This window comes from Solwaraspora sp. WMMA2059 (assembly GCF_027497315.1).
GTDB lineage: Bacteria > Actinomycetota > Actinomycetes > Mycobacteriales > Micromonosporaceae > Micromonospora_E.
Genome location: NZ_CP114908.1, coordinates 51,239 through 75,169 on the forward strand (window position 1 = coordinate 51,239; position 23,931 = coordinate 75,169).

General features: G+C 72.1%; 19 protein-coding genes. 16 read left to right on the plus strand and 3 right to left on the minus strand.

The window, feature by feature from the left end; genetic code table 11:
- The first annotated feature begins 72 nt into the window (after positions 1-72).
- The 9 genes from O7553_RS00200 (at position 73) to O7553_RS00240 (ending at position 14,563) form a co-directional block, all read left to right on the plus strand.
- On the plus strand, positions 73-3,909 hold the full coding sequence (locus tag O7553_RS00200; RefSeq protein ID WP_281552902.1) for a phage resistance protein: 3,837 nt from the start codon (positions 73-75) through the stop codon (positions 3,907-3,909).
- The gene (gene pglZ / locus O7553_RS00205) at positions 3,906-6,770 is read left to right on the plus strand and encodes a BREX-2 system phosphatase PglZ (protein WP_281552903.1); all 2,865 of its coding nucleotides are present in this window, start codon (positions 3,906-3,908) and stop codon (positions 6,768-6,770) included. Before O7553_RS00200 ends, pglZ begins: the two co-directional genes overlap by 4 nt.
- The gene (brxD, locus tag O7553_RS00210) at positions 6,767-8,095 is read left to right on the plus strand and encodes a BREX system ATP-binding protein BrxD (RefSeq protein WP_281552904.1); all 1,329 of its coding nucleotides are present in this window, start codon (positions 6,767-6,769) and stop codon (positions 8,093-8,095) included. The genes pglZ and brxD overlap by 4 nt, the downstream gene beginning before the upstream one ends.
- Positions 8,092-10,236, plus strand: coding sequence for a DEAD/DEAH box helicase (locus O7553_RS00215; RefSeq protein ID WP_281552905.1), 2,145 nt, complete (start codon positions 8,092-8,094; stop codon positions 10,234-10,236). Before brxD ends, O7553_RS00215 begins: the two co-directional genes overlap by 4 nt.
- 10 nt (positions 10,237-10,246) lie before the next feature.
- The gene (locus O7553_RS00220; RefSeq protein ID WP_281552906.1) at positions 10,247-10,960 is read left to right on the plus strand and encodes a hypothetical protein; all 714 of its coding nucleotides are present in this window, start codon (positions 10,247-10,249) and stop codon (positions 10,958-10,960) included.
- Positions 10,961-11,034: 74 nt separating this feature from the next.
- The gene (gene tmk, locus O7553_RS00225; protein WP_281552907.1) at positions 11,035-11,652 is read left to right on the plus strand and encodes a dTMP kinase; all 618 of its coding nucleotides are present in this window, start codon (positions 11,035-11,037) and stop codon (positions 11,650-11,652) included.
- Positions 11,652-12,962 (plus strand): radical SAM protein, encoded by a 1,311-nt coding sequence (locus O7553_RS00230; RefSeq protein ID WP_281552908.1) that lies wholly within the window; start codon positions 11,652-11,654, stop codon positions 12,960-12,962. The genes tmk and O7553_RS00230 overlap by 1 nt, the downstream gene beginning before the upstream one ends.
- Positions 12,963-12,998: 36 nt before the next feature.
- Complete coding sequence (locus tag O7553_RS00235; protein ID WP_281552909.1) at positions 12,999-14,246, plus strand: crosslink repair DNA glycosylase YcaQ family protein; 1,248 nt, start codon at positions 12,999-13,001, stop codon at positions 14,244-14,246.
- Positions 14,246-14,563 carry a MazG nucleotide pyrophosphohydrolase domain-containing protein gene (locus O7553_RS00240; protein ID WP_281552910.1) on the plus strand — a complete coding sequence of 106 codons (318 nt, stop codon included), beginning with the start codon at positions 14,246-14,248 and terminating at the stop codon, positions 14,561-14,563. The genes O7553_RS00235 and O7553_RS00240 overlap by 1 nt, the downstream gene beginning before the upstream one ends.
- Positions 14,564-14,631: 68 nt before the next feature.
- Here the strand turns inward: O7553_RS00240 and O7553_RS00245 are convergent, their stop codons facing one another.
- Entirely contained in the window at positions 14,632-15,369 is a 738-nt protein-coding gene (locus O7553_RS00245) for a hypothetical protein (RefSeq protein ID WP_281552911.1), read from the minus strand.
- Positions 15,370-15,455: 86 nt separating this feature from the next.
- The gene (locus O7553_RS00250) at positions 15,456-16,502 is read right to left on the minus strand and encodes a transcriptional regulator (protein ID WP_281552912.1); all 1,047 of its coding nucleotides are present in this window, start codon (positions 16,500-16,502) and stop codon (positions 15,456-15,458) included.
- Positions 16,503-16,612: 110 nt separating this feature from the next.
- Here O7553_RS00250 and O7553_RS00255 point away from each other — a divergent pair, with 110 nt between their 5' ends.
- The 5 genes from O7553_RS00255 (at position 16,613) to O7553_RS00275 (ending at position 20,633) form a co-directional block, all read left to right on the plus strand.
- Positions 16,613-16,738 carry a hypothetical protein gene (locus tag O7553_RS00255; RefSeq protein WP_281552913.1) on the plus strand — a complete coding sequence of 42 codons (126 nt, stop codon included), beginning with the start codon at positions 16,613-16,615 and terminating at the stop codon, positions 16,736-16,738.
- Positions 16,739-16,753: 15 nt separating this feature from the next.
- Positions 16,754-17,893, plus strand: a complete 1,140-nt coding sequence (locus O7553_RS00260; RefSeq protein WP_281552914.1) for a winged helix DNA-binding domain-containing protein — start codon at positions 16,754-16,756, stop codon at positions 17,891-17,893.
- A 76-nt stretch (positions 17,894-17,969) separates the two neighbouring features.
- Positions 17,970-18,437, plus strand: a complete 468-nt coding sequence (locus O7553_RS00265) for a hypothetical protein (RefSeq protein ID WP_281552915.1) — start codon at positions 17,970-17,972, stop codon at positions 18,435-18,437.
- An 86-nt stretch (positions 18,438-18,523) separates the two neighbouring features.
- Positions 18,524-19,933: a class II fumarate hydratase gene (locus tag O7553_RS00270; protein ID WP_348650137.1), complete on the plus strand. Its 1,410-nt coding sequence runs from the start codon at positions 18,524-18,526 to the stop codon at positions 19,931-19,933.
- 19 nt (positions 19,934-19,952) lie between these two features.
- Positions 19,953-20,633: an HAD family hydrolase gene (locus tag O7553_RS00275; RefSeq protein WP_281552917.1), complete on the plus strand. Its 681-nt coding sequence runs from the start codon at positions 19,953-19,955 to the stop codon at positions 20,631-20,633.
- 28 nt (positions 20,634-20,661) lie between these two features.
- Here the strand turns inward: O7553_RS00275 and O7553_RS00280 are convergent, their stop codons facing one another.
- Positions 20,662-21,312 carry a helix-turn-helix domain-containing protein gene (locus O7553_RS00280; RefSeq protein WP_281552918.1) on the minus strand — a complete coding sequence of 217 codons (651 nt, stop codon included), beginning with the start codon at positions 21,310-21,312 and terminating at the stop codon, positions 20,662-20,664.
- 42 nt (positions 21,313-21,354) lie between these two features.
- Here O7553_RS00280 and cysS point away from each other — a divergent pair, with 42 nt between their 5' ends.
- Positions 21,355-22,770 carry a cysteine--tRNA ligase gene (gene cysS / locus O7553_RS00285; protein WP_281552919.1) on the plus strand — a complete coding sequence of 472 codons (1,416 nt, stop codon included), beginning with the start codon at positions 21,355-21,357 and terminating at the stop codon, positions 22,768-22,770.
- Complete coding sequence (gene rlmB / locus O7553_RS00290) at positions 22,770-23,885, plus strand: 23S rRNA (guanosine(2251)-2'-O)-methyltransferase RlmB (RefSeq protein WP_281552920.1); 1,116 nt, start codon at positions 22,770-22,772, stop codon at positions 23,883-23,885. The genes cysS and rlmB overlap by 1 nt, the downstream gene beginning before the upstream one ends.
- Positions 23,886-23,931: the final 46 nt, after the last annotated feature.

The window sequence follows — 23,931 nt, forward strand, 5'->3', positions numbered from 1 at the left end:
CTTGCCGCCTAGGATCGACGGGCTGAGGCGGTCACGGCTTCACACGTGCTCAACCGGGTGGAGGGGAGCGGGATGACACTGCTGCGGGATCTGATCAACATCCCGACCTCGGTGGGTGACTCCGACTTCGTCGTACGCGCCGCCGCCGGTGCCGATCTGGCCAACTACGTCGTCACCGACCAGCTCCGGGACAGCTTTACCAAGGCACTCGCCAAGGTCGAGCACGCCGTCACCACCGGCCGGTCCCAGGCCACCTTCCTGCACGGCTCCTTCGGCTCCGGCAAGTCACACTTCATGGCCGTACTGCGGGAGATCCTGCACGGCAACCCCGAGGCCCGCGCGCTGCGCAACCTCGGCGAGCAGGTGACCGCCGCCGACAAGTGGCTCACCGGGCGGCGGCTGCTCACCCTCACCTTCCACATGCTCGACGCCCGCTCGGTCGAACAGGCCGTGCTGGAGGGCTACCTCAACCAGATCACCGCCCTGCACCCCGACGCGCCGACGCCCGCCGTACACCGGTCCGACGCGCTGCTGACCGACGCGGCCCGGCTGCGCGCCCGGATGGGCGACGAGGCGTTCTTCGCCGCGCTCAGTGACGCCGACCCCGGCGTCGCCGCCGGGTCGGCCAGCAGCGGCGCAGGCAGCGCCGTCGGATCCGCCTCCGCCGTCAGCTCGGACGACGGAACCCCCGGCCTGGCCGTGCTGCACAGCCAGCGACAGGGTTGGACCGCAGACCGGTACGCGGCGGCCGCCGCCGAGCCGCCGGGCACCGCCGACCGCGACCGGCTCGTCACGGCCCTGACCACCGCGTTCTTCACCAACGCGGTACGCAGCGGCGAATACCTCGACCTCGACACCGGACTCGCCGTCATCACCCGGCATGCCAGCGACCTCGGCTACGACGGGATCGTCCTCTTCCTCGACGAGATGATCCTGTGGCTGTCCACCAAGATGAGCGACCACGTCTTCGTCAACACCGAAGGCGCCAAGCTCAACAAGCTGGTCGAATCGGCCGACGCCGACCGACCGATCCCGCTGATCTCCTTCGTCGCCCGGCAACGCAACCTGGAGGACTTCCTCGGCCCGCAGGTCGGCGGCACCGAACGCGAAGCCCTCGCGTTGGTCCTGCGCAGCGTCCAGGGCCGGCTCGGCGAGATCCCGCTCGCCGACACCAACCTGCCGGAGATCACCGAGAAACGGCTGCTCAAGCCGCTCACCGACGAAGCGAAGGCCGAAATCGACCGGGCCTTCGCCGTCGTCCGCGGCAACCGGCAGGTCTGGGACATCCTGCTGCTCGGCGCGCAGTACGGCGACGCCGGCATCGGCTCCGACGCCACCGCCTTCCGCAAGCTCTACCCGTTCTCCCCGGCCCTGGTCGCCACCCTCGTCGCCCTTTCCCAAGCCTTGCAGCGGGAACGGACCGCGATCAAGGTGATGACCGAGCTGCTCGTCGAACGCCGCGACACCCTGCGGATCAACGACCTGATCGGCGTCGCCGCGCTGTTCGAGCCGCTGGTGCTGCGCGGCGAACTGCCCGACCGGGTCGAACTCAAACAGCGCTTCCAGGCCGCCCGCGAGCTGTACGGCAAGAAGCTGCGCCCGCTGCTGCTGCGCCTCAACGGCATCACCGAAGCTGACGCCGTCGGCAACACCCAGTTCGAGCTCGACGACAAGCTGATCAAGACGGTGCTGCTCGGAGCACTCGTACCCGAGGTGCCCGCCCTGCACAACCTCACCGCCGGCAAACTGCACGCGCTCAACTTCGGCACCATCACCTCGCCGATCCCCGGCTACGAGCACCAGATCGTGCTCAACCGGCTCAACAAGGTCGCCAACGAAGCCGGCGAGCTGCACCTCACCGACGGGGCCGACCCGGTCGTCACCATCGAGCTGCACACCGTCGACTACGACAAACTGCTCGACCTGGTCCGGCCCGAAGAGGCGACCACCGGCGGCGCGTTGCAGCAGTTGCTGCGCGAGCTGGTCAGCACCGAGATCGGGCTGACCGGCGCCACCGGGCAGCTCGGCGAGCTGCAACACCCCCGCGAGTGGCGCGGCCGGCGACACACCGTCCAGGTCAAGTTCGGCAACGTACGCGACGCCGACAGCATGCCCGTCGCCGCGCTGCTGCCCACCGGCGACGCCTGGCGGATCGTCATCGACTACCCGTTCGACCCGCAGGGCCGCCCGCGCAGCGACGACCGGGCCCGGATCGAAGCCCTGCGGCGCGGCGAACGCAGCGTCTTCTGGCTGCCGCTCTACCTCAGCGACCAGATGATGGGTCACCTCGCCCAACTGTCGAAAATCAACTACCTGCTGGGCGGCACCGGCGAACGGTACAACGACGCCGTCCGCGACTGGTCGGTGAGCGAACGCCAGCAGGGCCGCGTCTACCTCCAGCAGCGGCAGACCCAGCTGCGCGGCACCGTCACCAACGCCCTCAAACAGGCGTACGGCGTCGCCGCCCCGCAGCCCGGCGACGTCGTCGAGGACAGCGTCGGGGTGCTGCACACCCTCGACGATGCCGTCGCCGGCGAACTCGGCGACCCGCGCGGCGGCACCCTGGCCCAGGCGTTCCACAACCTCACCGGCCAGCTGCTGACCCTGACCTACCCGGGCCGGCCGGCGCTGCCCGAGGACGAGAAACCGCCGACCAGCGCCGAGCTGGCCAAGGTCCTCCTCTACGCCCGGCAGGCCGTCGCCGACCCCACCCGGGGCGCCACCGTCCCGGCCACCGACCAGCGGACCCTGCGGCGGATCTGCAACAACCTGCAACTCGGTGAGCTGGCCGACCACCGCTACGTGCTCACCACCAGCACCAGCTACTGGACCCGGCACCTGCTGCAGCGGGCCGCCGCCGACGGCCACCGGGACAGCTTCCCGGTGCACCGACTGCGCGGCTACCTCGACCAGCCGGAGCCCCGAGGCTTCGACCGCAGCCTGCAGAACCTGATCCTCTGCGTCTTCGCCCTCGACCACCAGCTCGCCTGGTACCTCAACGAAGGCCAGGTCACCGTCGACCGGGTCGACGCCGTCACCGACGCCCACGAACTGAAGTTCCCGCCGATGCCGAGCGACACCGACTGGCAACAGGCAATCGAACGCGCCCAGCACCTGTTCGGCCAGGTGCTGCCGGCCTGGCTCATCCCAGCAAACCTCGCCAAGGCGGCGGCCCAGGTCCGGAAAGCCGCCACCGAACATGGACCGGCCGTCAGCGACCTGCTCGACCAGCTCACCGCGCACGCCGGCACCCTCGGCCTCGACCCCGCCGCCGACACCGGTCGGATCGGCGTCACCCGCCGCCTCGCCCGGCTGCTCACCGACCTGCGCCACGAACGCGACGACGTCGTCCTGATCGCCCAACTCGCCGGCGCCGACCTCGGCGACATCGACGACGCGACCGCCGGAACGGCGATCGCCAGCGCGCCGACGCTGGTCCGCGCCCTGCGGGACCTCCAATGGTCGGTGCTGACCGCCATCGCCTCGATGGCCGCCGACGACCAGCGGGCCCGCGCCCTGGTCGACCGGCTGCACACCGCCGCCGGCCACCACCAGCACGCCCTCGACCTGGTCGGCGAGCTGCACGCCGTGTTCGGCGCGGCAGCCGCACTGCTCGCCGAACGCCGCCCCACCCCGACACCGCCGACACCGGACCCGGCTCCGAATCTGGATCCAAGGCCGAACCCGCAGCTGCCCGGCGGGGGTGCCACGGTCACCGTCGCCGACCCCAGCGGTACGCGGGCCATGGGCTACGACCACACCGGCGGCGGCTCGCCTGCCGTGCCCGGTGTGAAGCCGCCGCGCCAGCGGACCATCGTCGACGAGGCCGGCCTCAAGGAACTCACCGACGAGATCGGCGGCGAGCTCGCCCAGGGCAGACGGGTCCGGATCACCTGGGAGACCGAGTGACCGCAGTACCTACCCAGCCGACCACGACTCCACCGGGCCGGCCGGACATCGTCCGGCCCGACGCCGTACGCCGCAAAGTCGATGCCTGGCTGAAGGAGGGCGACGGCGCCGACGCCATCGCGCTGCGCGCCGCACCGGTCTGGGACAGCGACCCGGTGATCATCCTTGGCGGCGTCCGGCTGCGGGTCGTCGCCTGCCCGACGCCGCTCGCCGCCCGAGCCGCCCTGCACGACCGGGCCGCCGACGAGAAGCTGGTGCTGCTCACCGACCTGCCCGACGCCGTCCTCGGTGACGGGCTGCTCGCCCACCTCAGCCGGCAGTCCGTCCGCAGCGTCAACGCCTGGGAACTCGTCCGGCAGATGTTCGGCGGCGTGCGACTCGACCCGAGCCTGCCGACCGACCGCCGCTGGCTGCCCGCCGCGCTCGCTGACCACGCCCCCGTCGACGGCTGGCCCACCCCGCCCGGCACGATCCTCACCCGCGACCACGCGCTGCGCTGCCTCACCGCCGAACTGCTCGGCATCGACCGTGACCAGCTCGACGCCTCCGGGATGCTGCAGTGGACCACCGACGCGCAGGCGCAGCAGCGGTTCACCGACAGGGTCGCCGCCGATGTCGCCGACGGCATCACCGCCTATCTCCGTGGCGTCGCCGGGCCGATCGCCGAGCCGGTGATGGCGGCGGTCCGCGCCGGCCACGGCGTCGACGTCATCCCCATCGGACTGCTCGCCGAGGTGCTCTGGCCCACGCCGGCCGGCGGGCCAGCCGGCGCGGCGGCCAGCCGACCGGCCGGCGTCGAGGTCGCCGTCGCCCGGACCCGGCTCGAACCCCGCTTCGGCACCCTGCGGATGACCTCCGTGCAGGCCGCGGCGCTGCACGATGCCGCCGACGCCTGGGTGGCCCGAGCCCTCGACTCCGACGACGAGCTGGCCCGCCAGCAGGGGCTGCGACTGGTCCGCCGGGCCGAGGCCATCGCCGCCGACATCGAGCTGACCAGCCAGTTGGCGGCGTCCAGCCTGCTGCCCGCTGGCGTCACCTGGCGGCTGCGTGCCTTCGCGGCAGCCGTCCACGCCGCCCTGCCGCCACCCGGCGCACCCGCCGCCGGCACCGTCACCACGGCCGGGCTCAACCGGGCCGAAGCCGCGTTCAAACGCCTCACCGAACACCGGGCTGCCGACCAGGGCAGGCGGACCACCGCCCACATGGCCCTGCGTCTGCTGCGCTGGCTCAGCCGACCGGCCGGCCAGCCACCCCGGACCCTGTACGCAGCCCTGCAACGGCAGGTCACCGTCGACGGCTGGGTGGACCGGGCCCGGCTCGACGTCTTCGCCGGCGACGTCGACCCCGAGGTCGCCGAGGCGTACCAGGTGCTGCACCGGGCCGTCGACGCCCGCCGCGCCCGCCACGACGAACAGTTCGCCGGCCTGCTCGCCGAAGCCACCCGCGCCGACGCCGAACCCGGCCGGATGCTGCGCGTCGAAGACGTCCTGGACCGGGTCGTCGCCCCGATCCTCGACGCCGGACGTCAGGCGCTGCTGCTGGTCATGGACGGCATGGGCGTCGCCGCCGCCACCGAACTCGCCGAATCGCTCAGCCGCGACGGCAGCTGGATCGAGCTGACCCAGGGCGGCGGCCCCCGGGTCGGTGTCCTCGCCGCGCTGCCCACGGTGACCGAGGCCAGCCGGTGCAGCCTGCTCAGCGGCCGGCTCGCCGTCGGCGGCCGGCAGACCGAGCAAACCGCGTTCGAACGGCGGTTCACCGGCGGTCGGCTGCTGCACAAGAGGTCCCTGCGGGCCGGGGCGGGTGCCGCCATCGACCCCGAGGTGCGGGCCGCGATCGACGACCCGACCGTGCCGGTGGTGGCCGCCGTCGTCAACACCATCGACGACTCCCTCGGCTACGGCGAGCCCGGCAGCACCGTCTGGGGCCAGGACACCGTCCCGGCCGTACGGGACCTGCTCGCCGTCGCCCGGCACCGGGTAGTGGTGATCGTCTCCGACCACGGGCACGTCGTCGACCGGGGGCCCGAGGCGGTCACCCTGCCCGGCGGCGACGGGCAGCACAACCGGTGGCGACCGGTCACCAGCAGCACCACCGACAGCAGCGGCGACAGCGCCAGTGACCGGCTCGGTGACGGCGAGTTCCTGGTCACCGGGCGGCGGGTGCTGCTCGGCGGCGGCACCATCGTGCTGCCGTGGCGGGAGGAGTTGCGCTACGGCCCCCGCAAGGCCGGCTACCACGGCGGCGCCGCCCCGGCCGAAGCCGTCATCCCGCTGCTGATGTTCACCGCCGGCAACGAAGAGTCGGTGCCCGACTGGCAGCCCGCTCCGGTCGCCAGCCCCGACTGGTGGCGGGAACCGGTGTCGTCGACAGCACAGCCCGGCACCGGCGGAGGTGGCGGCGGCCGATCCGGTACGGGCGGCAGGCGGGCCGGCAAGGGCGGCCAGTCGGCGAAGCCGGTCCAGACCGAGCAGCTGTTCGACGTACCCGCCGATCCGCAGCAGCCGACGACGGCCGCGCCGCCGGCAGCCACCCCGGCCGACGCGGACCGGGCGCTGATCGACCGGCTCCTCGCCAGCGAGCGGTACGCCCAGCGCCGCAACCCGCGTACCCCGCTCGACGACGACCGGGTCGCCGCCCTGCTCCGGGTGCTGCTGGCCGGCAGCGGCCGGGCCGGGCTGGAAACCCTCGCCGCGCAGGCCGGGGTGCCCGCGCACCGGATCCAGGGCACGGTGACCGCGTTGCGTCGGCTGCTGCAGGTCGAGGGATACCCGGTGCTGACCATCGACGCCGACGGGCAGACCGTCGTGCTCGACAGGCCGCTGCTGGTCGAGCAGTTCGACCTCGGCGAGTCGTCGTGACCGTGCCGACCCCGCCGGGCAGCCCACCGGAGATCTCGCCGCGTCGCCGCCGCGACATCATCGACGCGCTGCGGCGCGGTGCCGTGCCCGCCAACGGCCTCGATGCGCTCGCGGTCGGGCTGGACCGGTTCGCCGCCGCCATCGACGACGACCTCGACCGGGTCGCCGGTGGCGGCAGCGTCTTCAAAGCCGTCCGTGGCGAGTACGGTGCCGGCAAGACGTTCTTCGCCCGCTGGCTGGCCGAACGGGCCAAACGGCGCAGTTTCGCCGCCGCCGAAGTGCAGATCTCCGAGCTGGAAACCCCGCTGCACCGGATGGAGACCGTCTACCGCCGGCTCGTCGAGCACCTCAACACCGAACAGTTCGCCGCCAGCGCGCTACGTCCCGTCCTCGACGGCTGGATCTTCGCGCTGGAGGAGGACGTACTCGCGTCGGGCACCGTCAGTGAATCGGACCGCGACGGGCTCGACCGGGCCGTCAGCGACCTGCTGGAACGCCGCCTCGCCGAAATCTCCCGCAGCACCCCCGGGTTCGCCGCCGCGCTGCGCGGCTACCGCACCGCCACCGCCGTCGGCGACCAGCCCACCGCCGACGGGCTCGCCGCCTGGCTCGCCGGGCAGCCGCACGTCGCCGCCGCCGCGCGCCGGGCCGCCGGAGTCAAAGGCGACCTGGACCACTTCGCCGCGCTGAGCTTCCTGCGTGGCCTGCTCACCGTGCTGCGCGACAGCGGCCACCCCGGTCTGCTGCTCGTCCTCGACGAGGTGGAGACCCTGCAACGGGTCCGCTCCGACTCCCGGGACAAGGCCCTCAACGCGCTGCGCCAACTCGTCGACGACGTGCACGGCGGACGGTTTCCCGGCCTGTTCCTGGTGATCACCGGTACCCCCGCCTTCTACGACGGGCCGCAGGGCGTACAGCGGCTCGCCCCGCTGGCCCAACGCCTCGCCACCGACTTCGGCAGCGACCCCCGTTGGGACAACCCGCGTGCGGTGCAGCTGCGGCTGCCCGGCTTCACCGTGCCGGCGCTCGTCGAGCTGGGCGTACGGGTCCGCCGGATCTACGGCAGCGACCGGCTCGCCGGCCGGGTCGACGACGTGTACCTGACCGAGCTGGCCGACGCCGTCACCGGAAGACTCGGCGGCACCGTCGGGGTGGCCCCCCGGATCTACCTGAAGAAGCTGGTCGCCGACGTGCTCGACCGGGCCGACCAGTTCACCGACTGGGACCCGCGCCAGCACTACCAGCTGACGTTGCGCTCCGACGAGCTGACCCCGGTCGAACGCAACGCCGCCAGCGCCGGCGAGGTCCCGTTGGACCTGCCGTGACCGACGTCGGCGAGCTGCACCCGGTCCTGACGTACCACCTGGTCAACACCCTGGGCTGGCGGGACCTGCGGCCGATGCAGCGGGCCGCGGTCGGCCCTATCCTGGCCGGTGCGGACGCCCTGCTGCTGGCCCCCACCGCCGGCGGCAAGACCGAAGCCGCCATGTTTCCGATGCTGTCGAAGATGGCCGACGCCGGCTGGCCCGGCACCTCGGTGCTCTACCTGTGCCCGTTGAAGGCGCTGCTGAACAACCTGCTGCCCCGGCTGGAACGCTACGCCGACTGGCTCGGCCGCCGGGCCGCCCTCTGGCACGGTGACGTCAGCCCCGCCCGCCGCCGGGCGATCCTCGCCAGCCGGCCCGACATCCTGCTGACCACCCCGGAATCGCTGGAAGCGATGCTGGTCAGCGCCAATGTAGACCACCGGTCGTTCTTCGCCGGGGTGCGGGCCATGGTCGTCGACGAGGTACACGCCTTCGCCGACGACGACCGTGGCTGGCACCTGCTGGCCGTCCTGGAACGGCTCACCCACCTGATCGGCCGGCCGCTGCAGCGGATCGGGCTGTCGGCCACCGTCGGCAACCCGGACGCCCTGCTGACCTGGCTGCAGGGCTCCGGCGCGGCCAGCCGCCCGAGCCGGGTCGTCGCCCCCGACACCGCTTCCGCCCCGGCTGCCGCTTCCGCCCCGGTCGCGGGGGCAGCCGTCGCGGACCGGGCACCGCCCGGCGACGTCGAGCTTGACTTCGTCGGCTCGCTGTCCAACGCCGCAACCGTCATCGCCGCCCTGCACGCGGGCGAGAAACGGCTCGTCTTCTGCGAATCCCGGCAGACCGTCGAGGAACTCGGTCAACTGCTGCGCGAACGCGACATCACCACATTCCTGTCACACGCATCGCTCTCCGTCGACGAACGGCGCCGCTCCGAACAGGCGTTCGCCGAGGCCCGGGATTGTGTCATCGTCTCCACCAGCACCCTGGAGCTCGGTATCGACGTCGGTGACCTCGACCGGGTGGTCCAGATCGACGCCCCGGCGACCGTCGCCTCGTTTCTGCAGCGGCTCGGCCGGACCGGCCGCCGACCCGGCGCCAGCCGCAACTGCCTGTTCCTCGCCCGCGACGGCGACGCCCTGGTCGAAGCAGCCGCCCTGCTGACCCTGTGGGGTAGCGGCTGGGTGGAGCCGGTCGTCCCGCCACCCGAGCCCCGGCACATCGTCGCCCAGCAGATCCTCGCACTGAGCCTGCAGCAGGGCCAGGTCGGCGACCAGCAGTGCATCGCGTGGTGGAACGGGCTGGCACCGTTCGACGACAGTGCCCGGCCGATCCTGCGGCACCTGGTGGACAGCGGCTACCTCGACACCGACAGCGGCATGCTGTTCATCGGCCCGGAAGCGGAGAAGCGGTTCGGGCACCGGCACTTCATGTCGATGACCGCCGTCTTCACCGGGCCACCCGAATTCACCGTCCTGCACGGACGATCCGAACTCGGCCGGATCGACCCGAGCCTGCTCACCGAGGAGGTCCGGGGCGACCGACGGCTGCTGCTCACCGGGCAGAGTTGGCGGGTCACGTACATCGACTGGCGGCGACGGCGCTGCTTCGTCGAACCGGCCGACGGCGGAGGGAAGGCCCGTTGGACGGCTGGCGGCCTCGCCGGGCTGGGCTACGAACTGACCCGGGCCATGCGTAACGTCCTGCTCGGCACCGATCCACCGGTACGGCTCACCCGCCGCGCGGTCGACCGGCTGCACCGCGTACGCGACGAGCGCTCCTCGCTGGTGCACCCCGGTGGCAACGTCATCCTGCGTGACCGCTCCGGCGACCTGCGTTGGTGGACCTGGGCCGGATACCGGGCCAACGCCACCCTCGCCGCCACCCTCAGCGAAGTGGTCGACCCGGTGCAGCGCTTCGACGACTGCCAGATCCGGCTGCGCGCCGACCTGACCCCCGCCGACTGGCGTTCCCTCACCGCCGACGCCACCGACCGGATCTGCCTGCCCGACGTCGACGAGAAGGCCCTGGAAGGGCTCAAGTTCAGCGCTGCCCTGCCGGCGCGGCTCGCAATGGCTACCCTCGCCGCCCGACTGGCCGACCCGGTTGCCGCCTTGGCCGTGCTCCGGCAGGGAACCCGGTTCGTGTCAGTTTAGGATTGCCCGGGTGACCGATCAGGAGCTTTTCACCCGTGTCCGGGAGCTGCGGGAACGGGGCAGCTCACCCAAGCAGATCGCCAGGGCCCTCGGGATGGCGCCGTCGGCCGTCGCGCCGCTGGTCCGCCAGATCGCGGCGGCCCAGCAGGCACACACCGACCCGGCCGACCGGGCGCTGCTCGGCTGCTGGATCAACCCCGGCTGGAGCGTCGGCCTCGGTCTGGCCGAAGCATCCGACGAGTGGGCGGCCACCGACCCGCAGGCCGGTGTCGAAGTCGGCCCCAGCGGCCTGGTGCACGTGCTCGTCGCCCGTCAGGAGCGCGCCAGCCGGGCTACCGTTTGCGGCTTTCTGATCGACGTCTACTGCCTCGGCGTCAAGAACGCCATCGGCCCGCTGCCGATGAGCATCGGCTCCATCGACGACTTCCGACGCGAGTTCTTCAGCACACTGGACGTGTCGCCGCTGGTCGCGCCGCTGGAGCTGGCCCAGCACCTGGTACACGGGTCGGTCGCGTACGCCCGGGGTCTGGGTTTCGAACCGCACCCGGACTTCGGCCCGACGGCCCCCTACCTCGGCGCCCCGGCCACCCCCACCCCGATCCAGTTCGGCCGCGACGGCAAACCGCTCTACATCTCCGGCCCGTACGACGACCCGCACGCGATCATTCGGACCCTGGAGTCGACGGTCGGTGCCGGCAACTTCGACGTCGTCACCCACGTGTGACGCTGCTGAAAGACGACAGCGAGCTTGACCCGATACATCTTCACAACTAGTTCTGTCTACATCACCCTGGGTTTGTGGGTGGATCGGGTTTGCTCGTCACCATCGACGGGCAGAGCGGAGTCGGCAAGACCACCGCCGCGCGGTTGCTCCACGAACAGTTGCGCGCTCAAGGCAGGCGGGTGCTGCTTACCCGCACCCCGTCCGATTCGGAGATCGGCTCCCTCGCCCGCGCCGGCACCTTCACCTACCGGGCATGGGAACTCGCGCTACTGGTAGCGGCCGACCGATACCACCACGAGCGTTCCGTGCTGCGACCGGCGGTCGCCGACGGTGCGATCGTGATCTGCGACCGCTATCTCGCGTCATCGCTCGTGCTGGATCCGCTCGACGGTGTCGCGCCCGACCTGGTGCGGGCGATCTACCGCCACCTGCCAGCTCCCGACATCGCCGTCATCCTGAGTGGAGACCCCGAGGTCTGTGCTCGTCGGGCAGCGGCCCGGGGACACTACAGCCGCTTCCACACCCCCGACCCCGCAGCCAACCGCCGCGAACGGGCTGGCTTCGTTGCCGCCGCGGAAGCGTTGCGCCGGGCTGGACATCCTGTCCTGACCTACGACATCGGTACCGACACCGCAGACGCCGTCACCCGGCAACTCGCCGGCCTGATTGTCGACCGGACCGGAGACCGGTGATGCAGGTCGCGCTGCTCTACCCCGAGGTCTACGACATGGCGCGGTTCCGGGAGCGTCGCAAGGAGTTCCCGCCGTTCGGGGTGCTCTACCTCGCGGCCGTGATCGAACAGGCCGGGCACGCCGTACGCATCATCAAGGTCACCCCCGAGCAGACCGCGCCGGACCTGACCGGCTGCGACGCGATCGGCTTCTCACTGGCCTCGTCCGCGACGTACGGGATGATGCTGGCCGCCCGGCACAGCGCTCGCTTCGACGGTGACCCGCTCGTGATGGTCGGCGGCGTGCACTGCAACTTCTACCCCGAGAGCAGCATGACCGACTTTCAAGCACACGTCGCCGCCGTCGGCGAATCAGAAGAGACCATACTCGAACTGCTCAACCGGGCCGGTGACCGCCGATTCGACGGCATTCCGGGCGTGCTCTGGCACGACGGCAGCCAGCTCCGACGGGAACCGAACCGGCCGCTGCTGCGCGACATCGACCAACTGCCCCTGCCTGCGCGGCATCTTCTCGCCCGCGACGACCTGGTCCTCGCCGACCGGCTCGCCGGCACCGACCTGCGGATGGCGCACGTCATGTTCAGCCGTGGCTGCCCGTTCCCGTGTTCGTTCTGCGCCGCCGGGCAGACCCGCATCCAGTACCGCAGTGGGGTCAGCGCCCGCCGCGAGTTGACCCAGTTGATCGAGGCGTACGGTATCCAGGGCTTCGCGATAGTCGATGACAACTTCATCGTTAACAAGCACAAGGTCGGCGAGATCTGCGACCACATCGCCGACCTGGGACTGCGCTGGTCGGCGCTATCGAGGGTGGACACCATCGATTCGCCGTTGCTGGCCCGGATGGCCGCGTCCGGCTGCATCGAAATCAAGTACGGTATGGAGTCGGGCAGCGAGACACTGCTGAAAGCCATGCGGAAGAACACCACCCGCGACCAGATCCGTCGAGCTGTCGCCGCGACTGTAGATGCCGGAATCGCGGCCAAGGTCTTCGTCATCCACGGCTACCCCGGTGAGGACTGGAGGACCACCGAGGAGACGATCTCCCTGCTCGCAGAACTGCGTCCATTGTTGGCGCGGGTATCGCTGTTCCGGTTCGTGCCGCTGCCCGGCACTCAGGTCTACGACCAAGCGGCGGCCTACGGCCTGCGGGGAACCCACCTGCAAGCGGACTGGGACGGCGACTGGGCAAAGTTTCACATTCATCACAACAACCGGCACTGGTGGGGCACGGCGCAGCAGTGGGCACAGACGCAGCAGTCGTATGACCTGCTGAGAAACTTCGTGGAAGAGAACTGGGGCCGGCAAGGCTGACCCCCGGGACGCACGACATCGTGCTAGCGTCCCCGCGTGCCTGCGGCTGAACCGGACATCGCCGCCCGCCACTGCCTCACTGGGGCGGAGGCCGACCGACTCTGGCGATGGTTGTTGGACCGACAAGGGCTCGGCACGAGTCGACGCTATACAGACGTCCCGCAGATCGCCGAAGCCGCACTAGGGCTGCACGCAGCCCGGCTGCCGTCACCGTACGCCACCGTGCTGGCCCGCGCACACAGCCCGGACGTGGCGATGCGGCTGTGGCACCCGCGCACCCACCGGGCCGTCACCACCATTCGCTGCATGCGCAAGACCCTGCACACCTTGCCGCTCGACCTCGCCGCTGCGGCCCACGCCGCCACGTTGCACTACCGGGAACGTGACGCCCTGCGTCAGGTGATCAACGCTGGGCTCACCGACCGAATGATCCACCGGACCACCGGAGCGATCGAAGCGCTGCTCAGCGGGGCGGGGCACCTTCCGCACCGGACGATCGAGGAACGCATCTGTGGTGGGGGCACCCCGGTTGTCGCCGTCCGCCTGGCGTTGAAGCTGGCCTGGGAGCGTGGGCTGGTCACGTACCGCAACCGCAGTGCCGGCTGGAACCGCGAACAGCGCACCTTCGCGCTCACCTCCACCGCCCACCCCGACCTCGACCTGAGCCTTGACCGGCAGACCGGCACCGCGCGCCTCGTCGAGGCGTACCTGGACCGGTACGGGCCGGCGTCGCTGCGCGACGTCGCCTGGTGGGCCGGGCTGTCCCGTAGCGCGATTCTGGCAGCGCTGAACGGCGGTGGGAGATCCCTCGTAGCTATACATGCGCCGTGGACCACCGCGACCCTGTACATCTACCGTGATCGTCTCGAGCAGTTCAGCCGGGACGATCACGCGGAACCGTCAGACGAGGCGCATTTTCTGGCTCACGAGGACGTCGCCCTGAAAGCGTACGCTGAGACCCGGTCACGCTATCTCGGCACACTGGCCGAACGTGCGGCGTTCAACCAGATCGGCGAAGCGCTGCCGACGATCGTCGTCGCCGGCAAGGTCGTCGGTATCTGGCAATGGAGCTCACCCGAACGTGCAGTGTCCTGCACCATGTTTCGCGGCCGGGCCACGCCGGCGATTCGGGCCGGTGTTCGACGGACGGCTCGACGCGTGGCCGCCGGCCTGCGGATGGGATACGACGGCAGAGATCGTATGACCAGCACCAAGTCCTCCACCCGGCGCCTACCAGGGCCGCTAGCGTCCCCTGCGCCCCGACACCTGAACGAGGTTGTCTAATGCTCCCGCTGCCCAGCGCCGCAACGCTTCAGGACCTGCAACGGTATGTCTCCGAGATGGAGAAGGAACGGGGATTCGCTGACCGCAGCGCCGTCGACCAGTGCCTGCTGTTGGGGGAGGAGGTCGGAGAGCTGTTCAAGGCGGTACGCAAACACGAGCGGCTCTCGGTCGAAGCCACATCGATCGTCGGCACCGTCGATGAAGAACTCGCCGACATCCTGATTTTCGTCTGCGCGGTCGCCAACCGGTACGGCATCGACCTCGACGACGCGCTGCGCCGCAAGGAGGCCCACAACGAGCAGCGCGTCTGGGCGTGACGGCGGCTGCGGCCAAGGACCGACGATCAACGTCAGGTCCAGGTACGACGCCTGGTCAACCGATTACGTCAGCCGTCGGTGCCGCAGTCGGCGACCGGTTGCGTGGACTGGGTCGTGGCGACGATGGTCAGGTCGTGTTCGGCGAGTGCGTCCGGTAGCCGTACCAGGCCGGAGCGTTGGCGCTCCCACAGCGCGATGCCGTCGTGGAAGCGGACCGCGTAGGTCAGCACCGCCCCGTCGCCCGGCGGACGGTGCCCGCCGGTGTACCGCGCGAAGGTGTCGGCGTCGCGCAGTGCCTGGTCGAGTAACGCCTGGTCGATCCGCGCCGCCATCGCCGGCTCGGTCAGGTCCACCTCGGTCATCGTGCACGGCGGCAGATCCGAGATCTGTACGCCGATCCGCCGCTGGTACGAGCCGCTGAACTCGCGCTCCTCCACGTCGATGACCTGCACCATCCGCAGGGTCACGTCCAGGGCGGGCACCGGGGAGCGGTTCTGGACGACGACGGTGCCCCGGTCACGCCGGGTGGCCCACCACGACACCCGCTCGGCGTACCGCCGCTCGAACCGGTCCAGCGCGAGACCGTTGACCTGCTGCTGGTCGCGAAGCGCGCTGACCGCGATGATCAGCGCCACCGTGGAGACGACGGTGGCGGTGATCGCGGCGACCGCCTGGACCCAGCTGGCGACGGTGCCGGACCGCCCCGGCTGATCGTTGCCGTCGCCGCCTGGTGCGGCGGCCCCGGACCGGCCCACCGGGACGTACAGGCCGCTGCCGGACCGGTGCCAACCTGACAAATCCGCCACCCCGCCCTCGGCCTGCCCGTGGCGACCACAGTGACCGCTACCTCACCCATCATGTCGGCCGGCGGCAACCTGGCGTCATGGCGCGGCTACTGCGCGGTGGTCGGAATGTGGTCGTCATTCGGAGGCTGCTGCCCGGCGGTGGCGTACCGGCGGGCCAGGGTCGTGAATGCGGCGGCCAGCTCCGGCGGGCCGACGACCTCGACGCCGGCGTCGAACATGCCAACGGCGCTCGCCAGACCCACCCACGACCAGGAGCCCAGAGTCAGCCGGCAGCGGCGTGGACCGATCTCCTCGACGACGCCGCCGTAGGCGTACGGAGCCACCTCAACGGCCGGGAGATCCAGGATCACCTGGCCCCGGCACGGCCAGTCACCTGAGCCGGTCGTACTGGTTGTGCCGTCCGCGCCCCGGAACCTGGCCGTGACGAACGCGGCGACGCTGTCCGCCGGCAGCTCGCGCGGGGTGAAGCGCGGCCCGGTCGGGGTGCGCGGGCTGATCCGGTCGGCCCGGAAGATCCGCCAGTCGTCGCGGTCGAGATCCCAGCCGACCAGGTACCAGCGCCCCCGCCAGGTGACCAGGTGGTGCGGCTCGACCCGGCGGGGGACGGGCGCCGACCGGTAGTCGAAGCGCAGCACCTCGCGGGCCCGTACGGCATCGCTCACGGCCAGCAGCGTCGCGCTGTCGACCGGATGCGCGGCGGCCGGCCCGACGGCCGGCGCGGTCGTGACGGCCCCGGTCGTGACGGCCCCGATCGCCTCGATGGCCGATACGGCGTCGATCCGGTGGCGCAGCCGCTGCGGCATGACCTGCCGGACGGTGTGCAGCGCCCGCGTCGCTGCCTCCCCGATGCCGGCACCGCTGGCAGTGGCCGTCCGCAGCGCGATGGCGAGCGCGACCGCCTGCTCGTCGTCGAACAGCAGCGGCGGCAGCCGGGCACCGGCGTCCAGCCGGTAGCCGCCGGCCGGTCCCTTGACCGCCGTGATCGGGTAGCCGAGATCGCGCAGCCGGTCGACGTCGCGCCGGACGGTACGCGGGCTGACCGCCAACCGCTCGGCCAGCAGCCCGCCCGGCCACTCGCGGCGGGCCTGCAGCAGCGACAGCAGCATCAGCAGCCGCTCCGAGGTTTTCGGCACTTTCCTATTCTGACCGCAGTAGCGGACACAAACTGGCCGCTTCCGCTGTGAGTGTTGCCCCCGCGCCCGACACCCGTCGGGCCTGAATCGCACAGCCAGAGAGGCCGACCTTGTCGATCACCACCACCACCCACCTCAACTTCCGCGGCGAGGCGCGCGTACGCGGCGAAACGGTCGAGGAGGTCACCGGCTACTGGGACAAGGTCGTTGACGTCGCTGCCCCGTACAACGGCTAGTCGGGAGCGCGACCGATGACGGTGCTGGACATCCGGGCGCTCAACCGCGCGACACTGGCCCGGCAGTTGCTGCTCGACCGCGCCGACCTGCCGGTGCACGACGCCGTCGCCCATCTGGGCGGCCTGCAGGCGCAGGAGCCGCAGGAGCCGTTCGTCGGGCTGTGGAGCCGGCTGCGCGGCTTCGACCCGGCGGACCTGTCGGACCTGCTGCTGCGCCGCGCGGTGGTCCGGACCCATCTGATGCGCCGCACCGTCCATCTGCTGACCGCCGCCGATGCCGTGGCCTGGCGTCCCCGCCACGACGCCGTGCTGCGGCAACGGGTGCTCGGGGCGTACCGCCACGAACTCGCCGGGGTCGACCTCGACGCGCTCGCGGTGGCCGGTCGGGCGGTGCTGGCCGACGGCGAGCCCCGGACGATGACCGGGCTGGCCCGCGCCCTGCCCGACGCGTGGCGGCAACGGGAACCGAGAGCACTGGGGGCGGTGCTGGCCACGGCGCTGATCCCGATGGTGCAGCTGCCGCCGCGCGGGCTGTGGCGTACCGCCGGCGGGGCACGCTACCGGCCGCTGGCGGAGTGGGTGGGCCAGCAGCCGGACCAGCTGACCGACGCAACCGGCGTCGACTTGGCCGAAGCTAGCACCGACCCGGCCGTAGCCGGCACCGATCCGGTCGGCCAGGCACTGGTACGGCGTTACCTGGCCGCTTACGGGCCGGCCGCCAGCGCCGACCTGCGCGCCTGGTGCGGCCTGGCCGGGCTGCCGGCGGCCGTGGCGGCGGTCCGCGACGAACTGGTCGTCTTCCGCGACCAGCGCGGCCGGCAACTGCTCGACCTGCCGGACGCGCCGCGACCCGACCCGGAAACCCCGGCACCGGTGCGGTTCCTGCCGGCGTTCGACAACGCGGTCCTCGGCTACGACGACCGCAGCCGGATCATCGACGACGCCCACCGAGGGCTGTCCGTCGCCGGGGCACGCGTGGTGCTGGTCGACGGCCGGGTGGCCGCCACCTGGACCGTCGACGCCGGCACCGTCACCGTGACCGGGCTGTGTGGCCTCACCCGCGCCGACCGTGCCGCCGTGGCCGAGGAAGGGGAGCGCGTGGTGGCGTTCCTTACTGACGGCGACAGCCACCGGGTACGACTCACCAACGGCTGAGGGCAGGCCGGTCAGCTCAGGTTTCGCCGCCGCCGATCCGGGCACACCCGGCACCAGGGACGGGAGGGGTGACGACATGGGGCGACGAGACAGCAGCGCCGACCAGGGCCGGGACCAGATCTCCGAGCGCGATCGCGGGCAGGCGTTCGTCGACGACCTGGAGCAGCGGTCGGCGTACCGCCAGGAGATCCTGGACGACGTCGTCGCGCCGCCGACCGACCCGGTGCGCGAGGCGAAGGAACGAGACCTCGACGATCCGGCCGACGTGCCGATCCCGGCCGAGACGCTGCGCGACGGCGGCCCGACCCGCTCCGGTGGCGGCCTGACCACCACCGGTGGTACCGCCGGCCCGGCCAGCACCCGCCGCGCCACCGGCCCCGGTCGGGCCAAGGAGCCCGGCCGGGGGAAGAAGAGCCGCGGTCGGGGCAAGGTGGCGCCGACCACGACCGGTGACGCCACCAGCGGCGGCATGGGTACGCCGGCCGGCGGCACGACCAGCGACGCCACCACCCGCGAGGGGCAGCCCGCCGCCACCCGTGAGTAACCGCCCTGCGGGGTGCCGCCGGTCGGGGCAGGATGGGAAGGGTGACTGACGAGGGCATCAGCGACGGCGGGATCGGCGACGGTGGGATCGGCGAGGACGGCGTCCGGGACGAGGGCTACCGGATCGAACGCGACACGATGGGCGAGGTGCGCGTCCCCGCCGACGCGCTGTGGCGGGCGCAGACCCAACGCGCGGTGCACAACTTCCCGGTCTCCGGCCGTACGCTCGAATCCGCCCAGATCCGCGCGCTCGCCCAGATCAAGGGTGCGGCCGCGCAGGTCAACGCCGACCTCGGGGTGATCCCGGCCGGGATCGCCGAGGCGATCGTCACCGCAGCCGCGCACGTCGCCTCCGGCGGCTACGACGACCAGTTCCCGGTCGACGTGTTCCAGACCGGTTCGGGCACCTCGTCGAACATGAACACCAACGAGGTGCTGGCCACCCTCGCCGCCCGTGAACTGGACCGGCCGGTGCACCCCAACGACCATGTCAACGCCTCGCAGTCCAGCAACGACGTATTCCCGACCTCGATCCACCTGGCCGCCTCGCATCAGGTGGTGCACGAGCTGATCCCGGCCCTGGACGAGCTGGCGACCGCGCTGGAAGGCAAGGTCGACGAGTTCGCCACCGTGGTCAAGGCCGGCCGTACCCACCTGATGGACGCCACCCCGGTCACCCTCGGCCAGGAGTTCTCCGGCTACGCCGCACAGGTCCGCTACGGCCAGGAACGGCTGCGCTCGATCCTGCCCCGGCTGGCCGAGCTGCCGCTGGGCGGCACCGCCGTCGGCACCGGGGTGAACACCCCGCCCGGCTTCGCCGCCGCGGTCATCGCCAGGCTGGCCGACGCGACCGGGCTGCCGTTGACCGAGGCCCGCAACCACTTCGAGGCCCAGGGCGCCCGCGACGCCCTGGTGGAGACGTCCGGGCAGCTGCGCACCATCGCCGTCGGCCTCTACAAGATCGCCAACGACATCCGGTGGATGGGTTCCGGCCCGCGCGCCGGCCTCGGCGAGCTGCGCATCCCCGACCTGCAACCCGGGTCGTCGATCATGCCGGGCAAGGTCAACCCGGTGGTCTGCGAATCGGTACGCCAGGTCTGCGCCCAGGTGATCGGCAACGACGCGACGATCGCGTTCGCCGGCAGTCAGGGCGACTTCGAGCTGAACGTGATGCTGCCGGTGATGGGCAGCAACCTGCTCGAAGCGGTCCGGCTGCTGGCCGCCGCCAGCCGGCTGCTGGCCCAGCGCTGCGTCGCCGACCTCGCCGCCGACCCGGAGACCTGTCTGGCGTACGCCGAAGGGTCGCCGTCGATCGTCACCCCGCTCAACCGCCACCTCGGCTACGACGAGGCCGCCTCGATCGCCAAGCAGGCGCTCGCCGAGAACAAGTCGATCCGCGCGGTGGTGCTGGAACGCGGCCACGTCGACGCCGGCACGCTGACCGCCGCCGAGCTGGACGAGGCGCTGGACGTTCTGCGGATGACCCGGCCCAGCTGAGTCGGCATACCCTGGTGGGGTGATTACCACCGTGGTGTTCGACGTCGACGAGACCCTCGTCGACCTGCGGCCCGCGGTCACCGGCGCGCTGCAGACCGTCCTCACCGAGCTGCGCCGGCTGACCCCGCGCGCCGCCGAGCTGACCCTCGGCGACATGGCCGACGACTGGGCGGCCGCGTTCGCCGCCGACCCGTCCGCGCCGGTGATGCAGATCCGCCGGGGCGCCCTGGCCCGCTCGCTGGACCGGGTCGGCCTGCCCGAGCAGCTGGACCGAATCACCGGGATCTTCTTCGAGCGCCGGTTCGCGCTCAGCCGGCCGTACGCCGACACGCTGCCCGCCCTGGACCGGCTGCGCCGCCGGTACGCGGTCGGCCTGGCCACCAACGGCAACAGCCGCGCCGACCGGTGCGGGCTGCGCGGCCAGTTCGCCTTCGAGGTGTACGCCCACGTCGACGGCCTGCCGAAAAAGCCGGACCAGCGGTTCTACGACGCCGTACTGGCCGCCGCCGGGGTCACCGCCGCCGACCGGGTGGTCTACGTCGGCGACTCGATCCCGCACGACGTGGTCGGCCCCCAGGCGGCCGGGCTGCGGGCCGTCTGGCTGAACCGGCGCGGCGAGCCCTGCCCGCCCGAGGTGTGCCCGGACGCCCAGATCACCAGTTTGGCGCAGCTGCCCGACGCCCTCGCCGACCTGTTCTGAACGGCCCGCGCATCCTCGGAAGGAGCGGTCACAGCTCGCTGGCGAGCAGCTGGGACACCGCCTCGGCGGTCGCCTGCACCTGCGCGCCGATCGCCGGCACGTCCAGGGTGCCCATCGTCACCACCCCGACGCTGGCCTCCAGGCCGGGCACGCCGAGCACCGGGGCGGCGACCCCGTACGCGCCGGGCTGCAACTCGCCGCTGCTGGTCACCGGTCCGGGCGTACCGTCACGGCCGGCCAGGATCGCCCGGCCGGCGGCCCCGCGACCGACCGGGTGCCGCGACCCGGCCCGGTACGCCACGTGGAACGCCGTCCAGCTCGGCTCGACGACGGTCAGCGCCACCGCCTCGGCACCGTCGGCGACGGTCAGGTGGGCGGTGGCGCCGGAGGACTCGGCGAGCCGGCGCAGCGCCGGCAGCGCGGCATCGGCCAGCAGCGGCTGTGCCCGCCGGGCCAGCTGCAGCAGCCCGGCACCGAGCCGCAACCGACCGGCGGTGTCGCGGCGCAGCATGCCGTGCGCGGCCAGGGTGGTGGCCAGCCGGTAGACGGCGGCCCGACCGATACCGAGCCGGCCGGCGGCCTCGGTGACGGTGATCCCGCCGGTCGCCTCGGCGACCAGGCCCAGCAGGCGCAGCCCCCGGTCCAGGGTCTGCGCCGTCTCCGCCCCTCGCGCGTGCACACCGACAGAGTACGGACGGGTGCCAGTCGGTACCCTCGTAGCGTGACGCTCCGCTTGTACGACACCGCGACCCGGTCCGTGCGGGACTTCGTGCCCCGCCAGCCCGGCGAGGTCAGCGTCTACCTGTGTGGCGTCACCGTCCAGTCCGCCCCGCACATCGGTCACCTTCGCTCCGGCGTCAACTACGACGTGCTCCGCCGCTGGCTGGCCCACCAGGGGCTGCGGGTCACCTTCATCCGCAACATCACCGACGTCGACGACAAGGTGCTGGACAAGGCGGCCGCCGCGGGTCAGCCGTTCTGGTCGATCGCGTACGCCAACGAACTGTTGCTGGCCGCCGCGTACCGCAGCCTGAACGTGCTGCCGCCGACGTACGAGCCGCGCGCCACCGGGCACATCCCGGAGATGCACCAGCTGATCGAGCGGCTGATCGACCGCGGCCACGCCTACCCGGCCGGTGACGGCAGCGGCGACGTCTACTTCGACGTCGCCTCGTACGCCGACTACGGCGCGCTGTCCGGGCAGCGCCCCGACGCGATGCAGCCGGCCGGCGACGGCGTCGACCGGGCCAAACGCGACCCGCGCGACTTCGCACTCTGGAAGGGCGTCAAGCCGGACGAGCCCGCCGACGCGGCCTGGCGCTCGCCGTGGGGTCCGGGCCGGCCCGGCTGGCACATCGAGTGCTCGGCGATGTGCTGGCGTTACCTCGGCCCCGAGTTCGACATCCACGGCGGCGGGCTGGATCTGACCTTCCCGCACCACGAGAACGAGGTCGCCCAGTCCAAGGCGGCCGGGCTGCCGTTCGCCCGTTACTGGGTGCACCACGGGCTGCTCAACCTGGGCGCGGCGAAGATGAGCAAGTCACTGGGCAACGTCATCGACCTCGGCCACGTCGCCCGGCTCGGGGTGCGTCCGGTCGAGCTGCGCTACTACCTGACCGCGGCGCACTACCGGTCCCGCATCGACTACTCCGACGACGCCCTACTGGAGAGTGCCACCGCGTACCGGCGAATCGAGGGTTTCGTCCGGCGGGCGGCGGAGCAGGTCGGCGCGGTCGCCGCCACCGACATGCCGGCGGGGTTCGCCGCCGCGATGGATGACGACCTGAACACGTCGGCCGCGTTCGCCGTGCTGCACGACGGGATCCGCGACGGCAACAACCTGCTGGCCGGCGGTGATGATGACGCGGTCCGGGCCAGCCTGGGCCGGGTCCGCGCCATGCTGGGCGTGCTCGGCCTCGACCCGCTCGACCCGTCGTGGGGCGACGCCGCCCCGCGCGACGAGCTGCGTGGCGCGGTCGACGCGCTGATCGCCCTCGCCCTCGACCAGCGGGCGCAGGCCCGCGCCCGGCGCGACTGGGCCGCCGCCGACGCGGTGCGTGACCAGCTCAAGCAGGCCGGCGTCACGGTCGAGGACACCCCGCACGGCCCCCGTTGGACCATTGGAGAGCAGACCTGATGCCCGGCAACTCGCAACGACGTGGCCGGCGGGTCACCCCCAAGAAGGGCACCACCCAGGGCTCCGGCGGCAAGAACCGGTCCGGCCTGACCGGCAAGGGGCGCACCCTGCCGGCCGACGAACGGCCGTGGCACAAGGGCTACTCCGGCACCGAGAAGCTGCCGAACAAGACCGCCTGGAAGCAGGAGAAGGAACGCCGGGCGGCGGCCGCCGAGGGGCGCGCGCCGAAGATCGGCGTACCTGGGACGAAGGACACCACCTGGGGTGGCGGTGGCCGCAGCCGGGGCGGTCCGGCGACCGGCCGGTTGGCCCGGGGCGGTGCCCGGTCCGGGCCGCGGGTCTCCCCGGGCCGTAAGGCGCACCCGCCGAAGGACGCCCCGGAGCTGCTGGTCGGCCGCAACCCGGTGGTCGAGGCGCTGCGGGCCAATGTGCCGGCGACCGCGCTCTACGTCGCCCAGGGCATCGACGTCGACGACCGGGTCACCGAGCTGGTACGGACCGCCGGTGACCGGGGCATCGCGATCCTGGAGATCACCCGGGCCGAGCTGGACCGGATGACCGGCGGCGTGCTGCACCAGGGCGTCGGGCTGCAGGTGCCGGCGTACGCGTACGAGCCGTTCGAGGACCTGCTGGCCGCCGCCGCCGAGCAGCCGGAGCCGCTGCTGGTCGCCCTGGACGGGGTGACCGATCCGCGTAACCTCGGGGCGGTGGTGCGCTCGGCGGCCGCGTTCGGCGCGCACGGCGTGTTCGTGCCGGAGCGGCGGGCCGCCGGGATGACCGCCACCGCGTGGCGGACCAGCGCCGGTGCGGCCGCCCGGACCCCGGTCAGCCAGGTGGTCAACATGACCCGGGCGGTGAAGAAGTGCCAGGCCGAGGGGTTCGTCGTGGTCGGCCTGGACGCCGACGGCGAGACCGACCTGTATGACCTGGAGGCTGCGGTGGGTCCGCTGGTCGTGGTGGTCGGTTCCGAGGGTCGCGGGCTGTCCCGGCTCGTCGGCGAGACCTGTGACCTGCAGGTACGCATCCCGATGCACTCCGACGTCGAGTCGCTCAACGCCAGTGTGGCCGCCGCGGTCACCCTCGCCGAGGTCGCCCGCCGCCGCCTGGTCGGCTGACCGGCCGATCGCTGATCAGCGGGTCAGTCACCCGTAGCATGCCCGG

Excerpts from the sequence above, each read along its gene's own strand:
- O7553_RS00200 (WP_281552902.1), top strand. The coding sequence starts at position 73 with ATGACACTGCTGCGGGATCTGATCAACATCCCGACCTCGGTGGGTGAC.
- O7553_RS00230 (WP_281552908.1), top strand. The coding sequence starts at position 11,652 with ATGCAGGTCGCGCTGCTCTACCCCGAGGTCTACGACATGGCGCGGTTC.
- O7553_RS00240 (WP_281552910.1), top strand. The coding sequence starts at position 14,246 with ATGCTCCCGCTGCCCAGCGCCGCAACGCTTCAGGACCTGCAACGGTAT.
- O7553_RS00260 (WP_281552914.1), top strand. The coding sequence starts at position 16,754 with ATGACGGTGCTGGACATCCGGGCGCTCAACCGCGCGACACTGGCCCGG.
- O7553_RS00265 (WP_281552915.1), top strand. The coding sequence starts at position 17,970 with ATGGGGCGACGAGACAGCAGCGCCGACCAGGGCCGGGACCAGATCTCC.
- rlmB (WP_281552920.1), top strand. The coding sequence starts at position 22,770 with ATGCCCGGCAACTCGCAACGACGTGGCCGGCGGGTCACCCCCAAGAAG.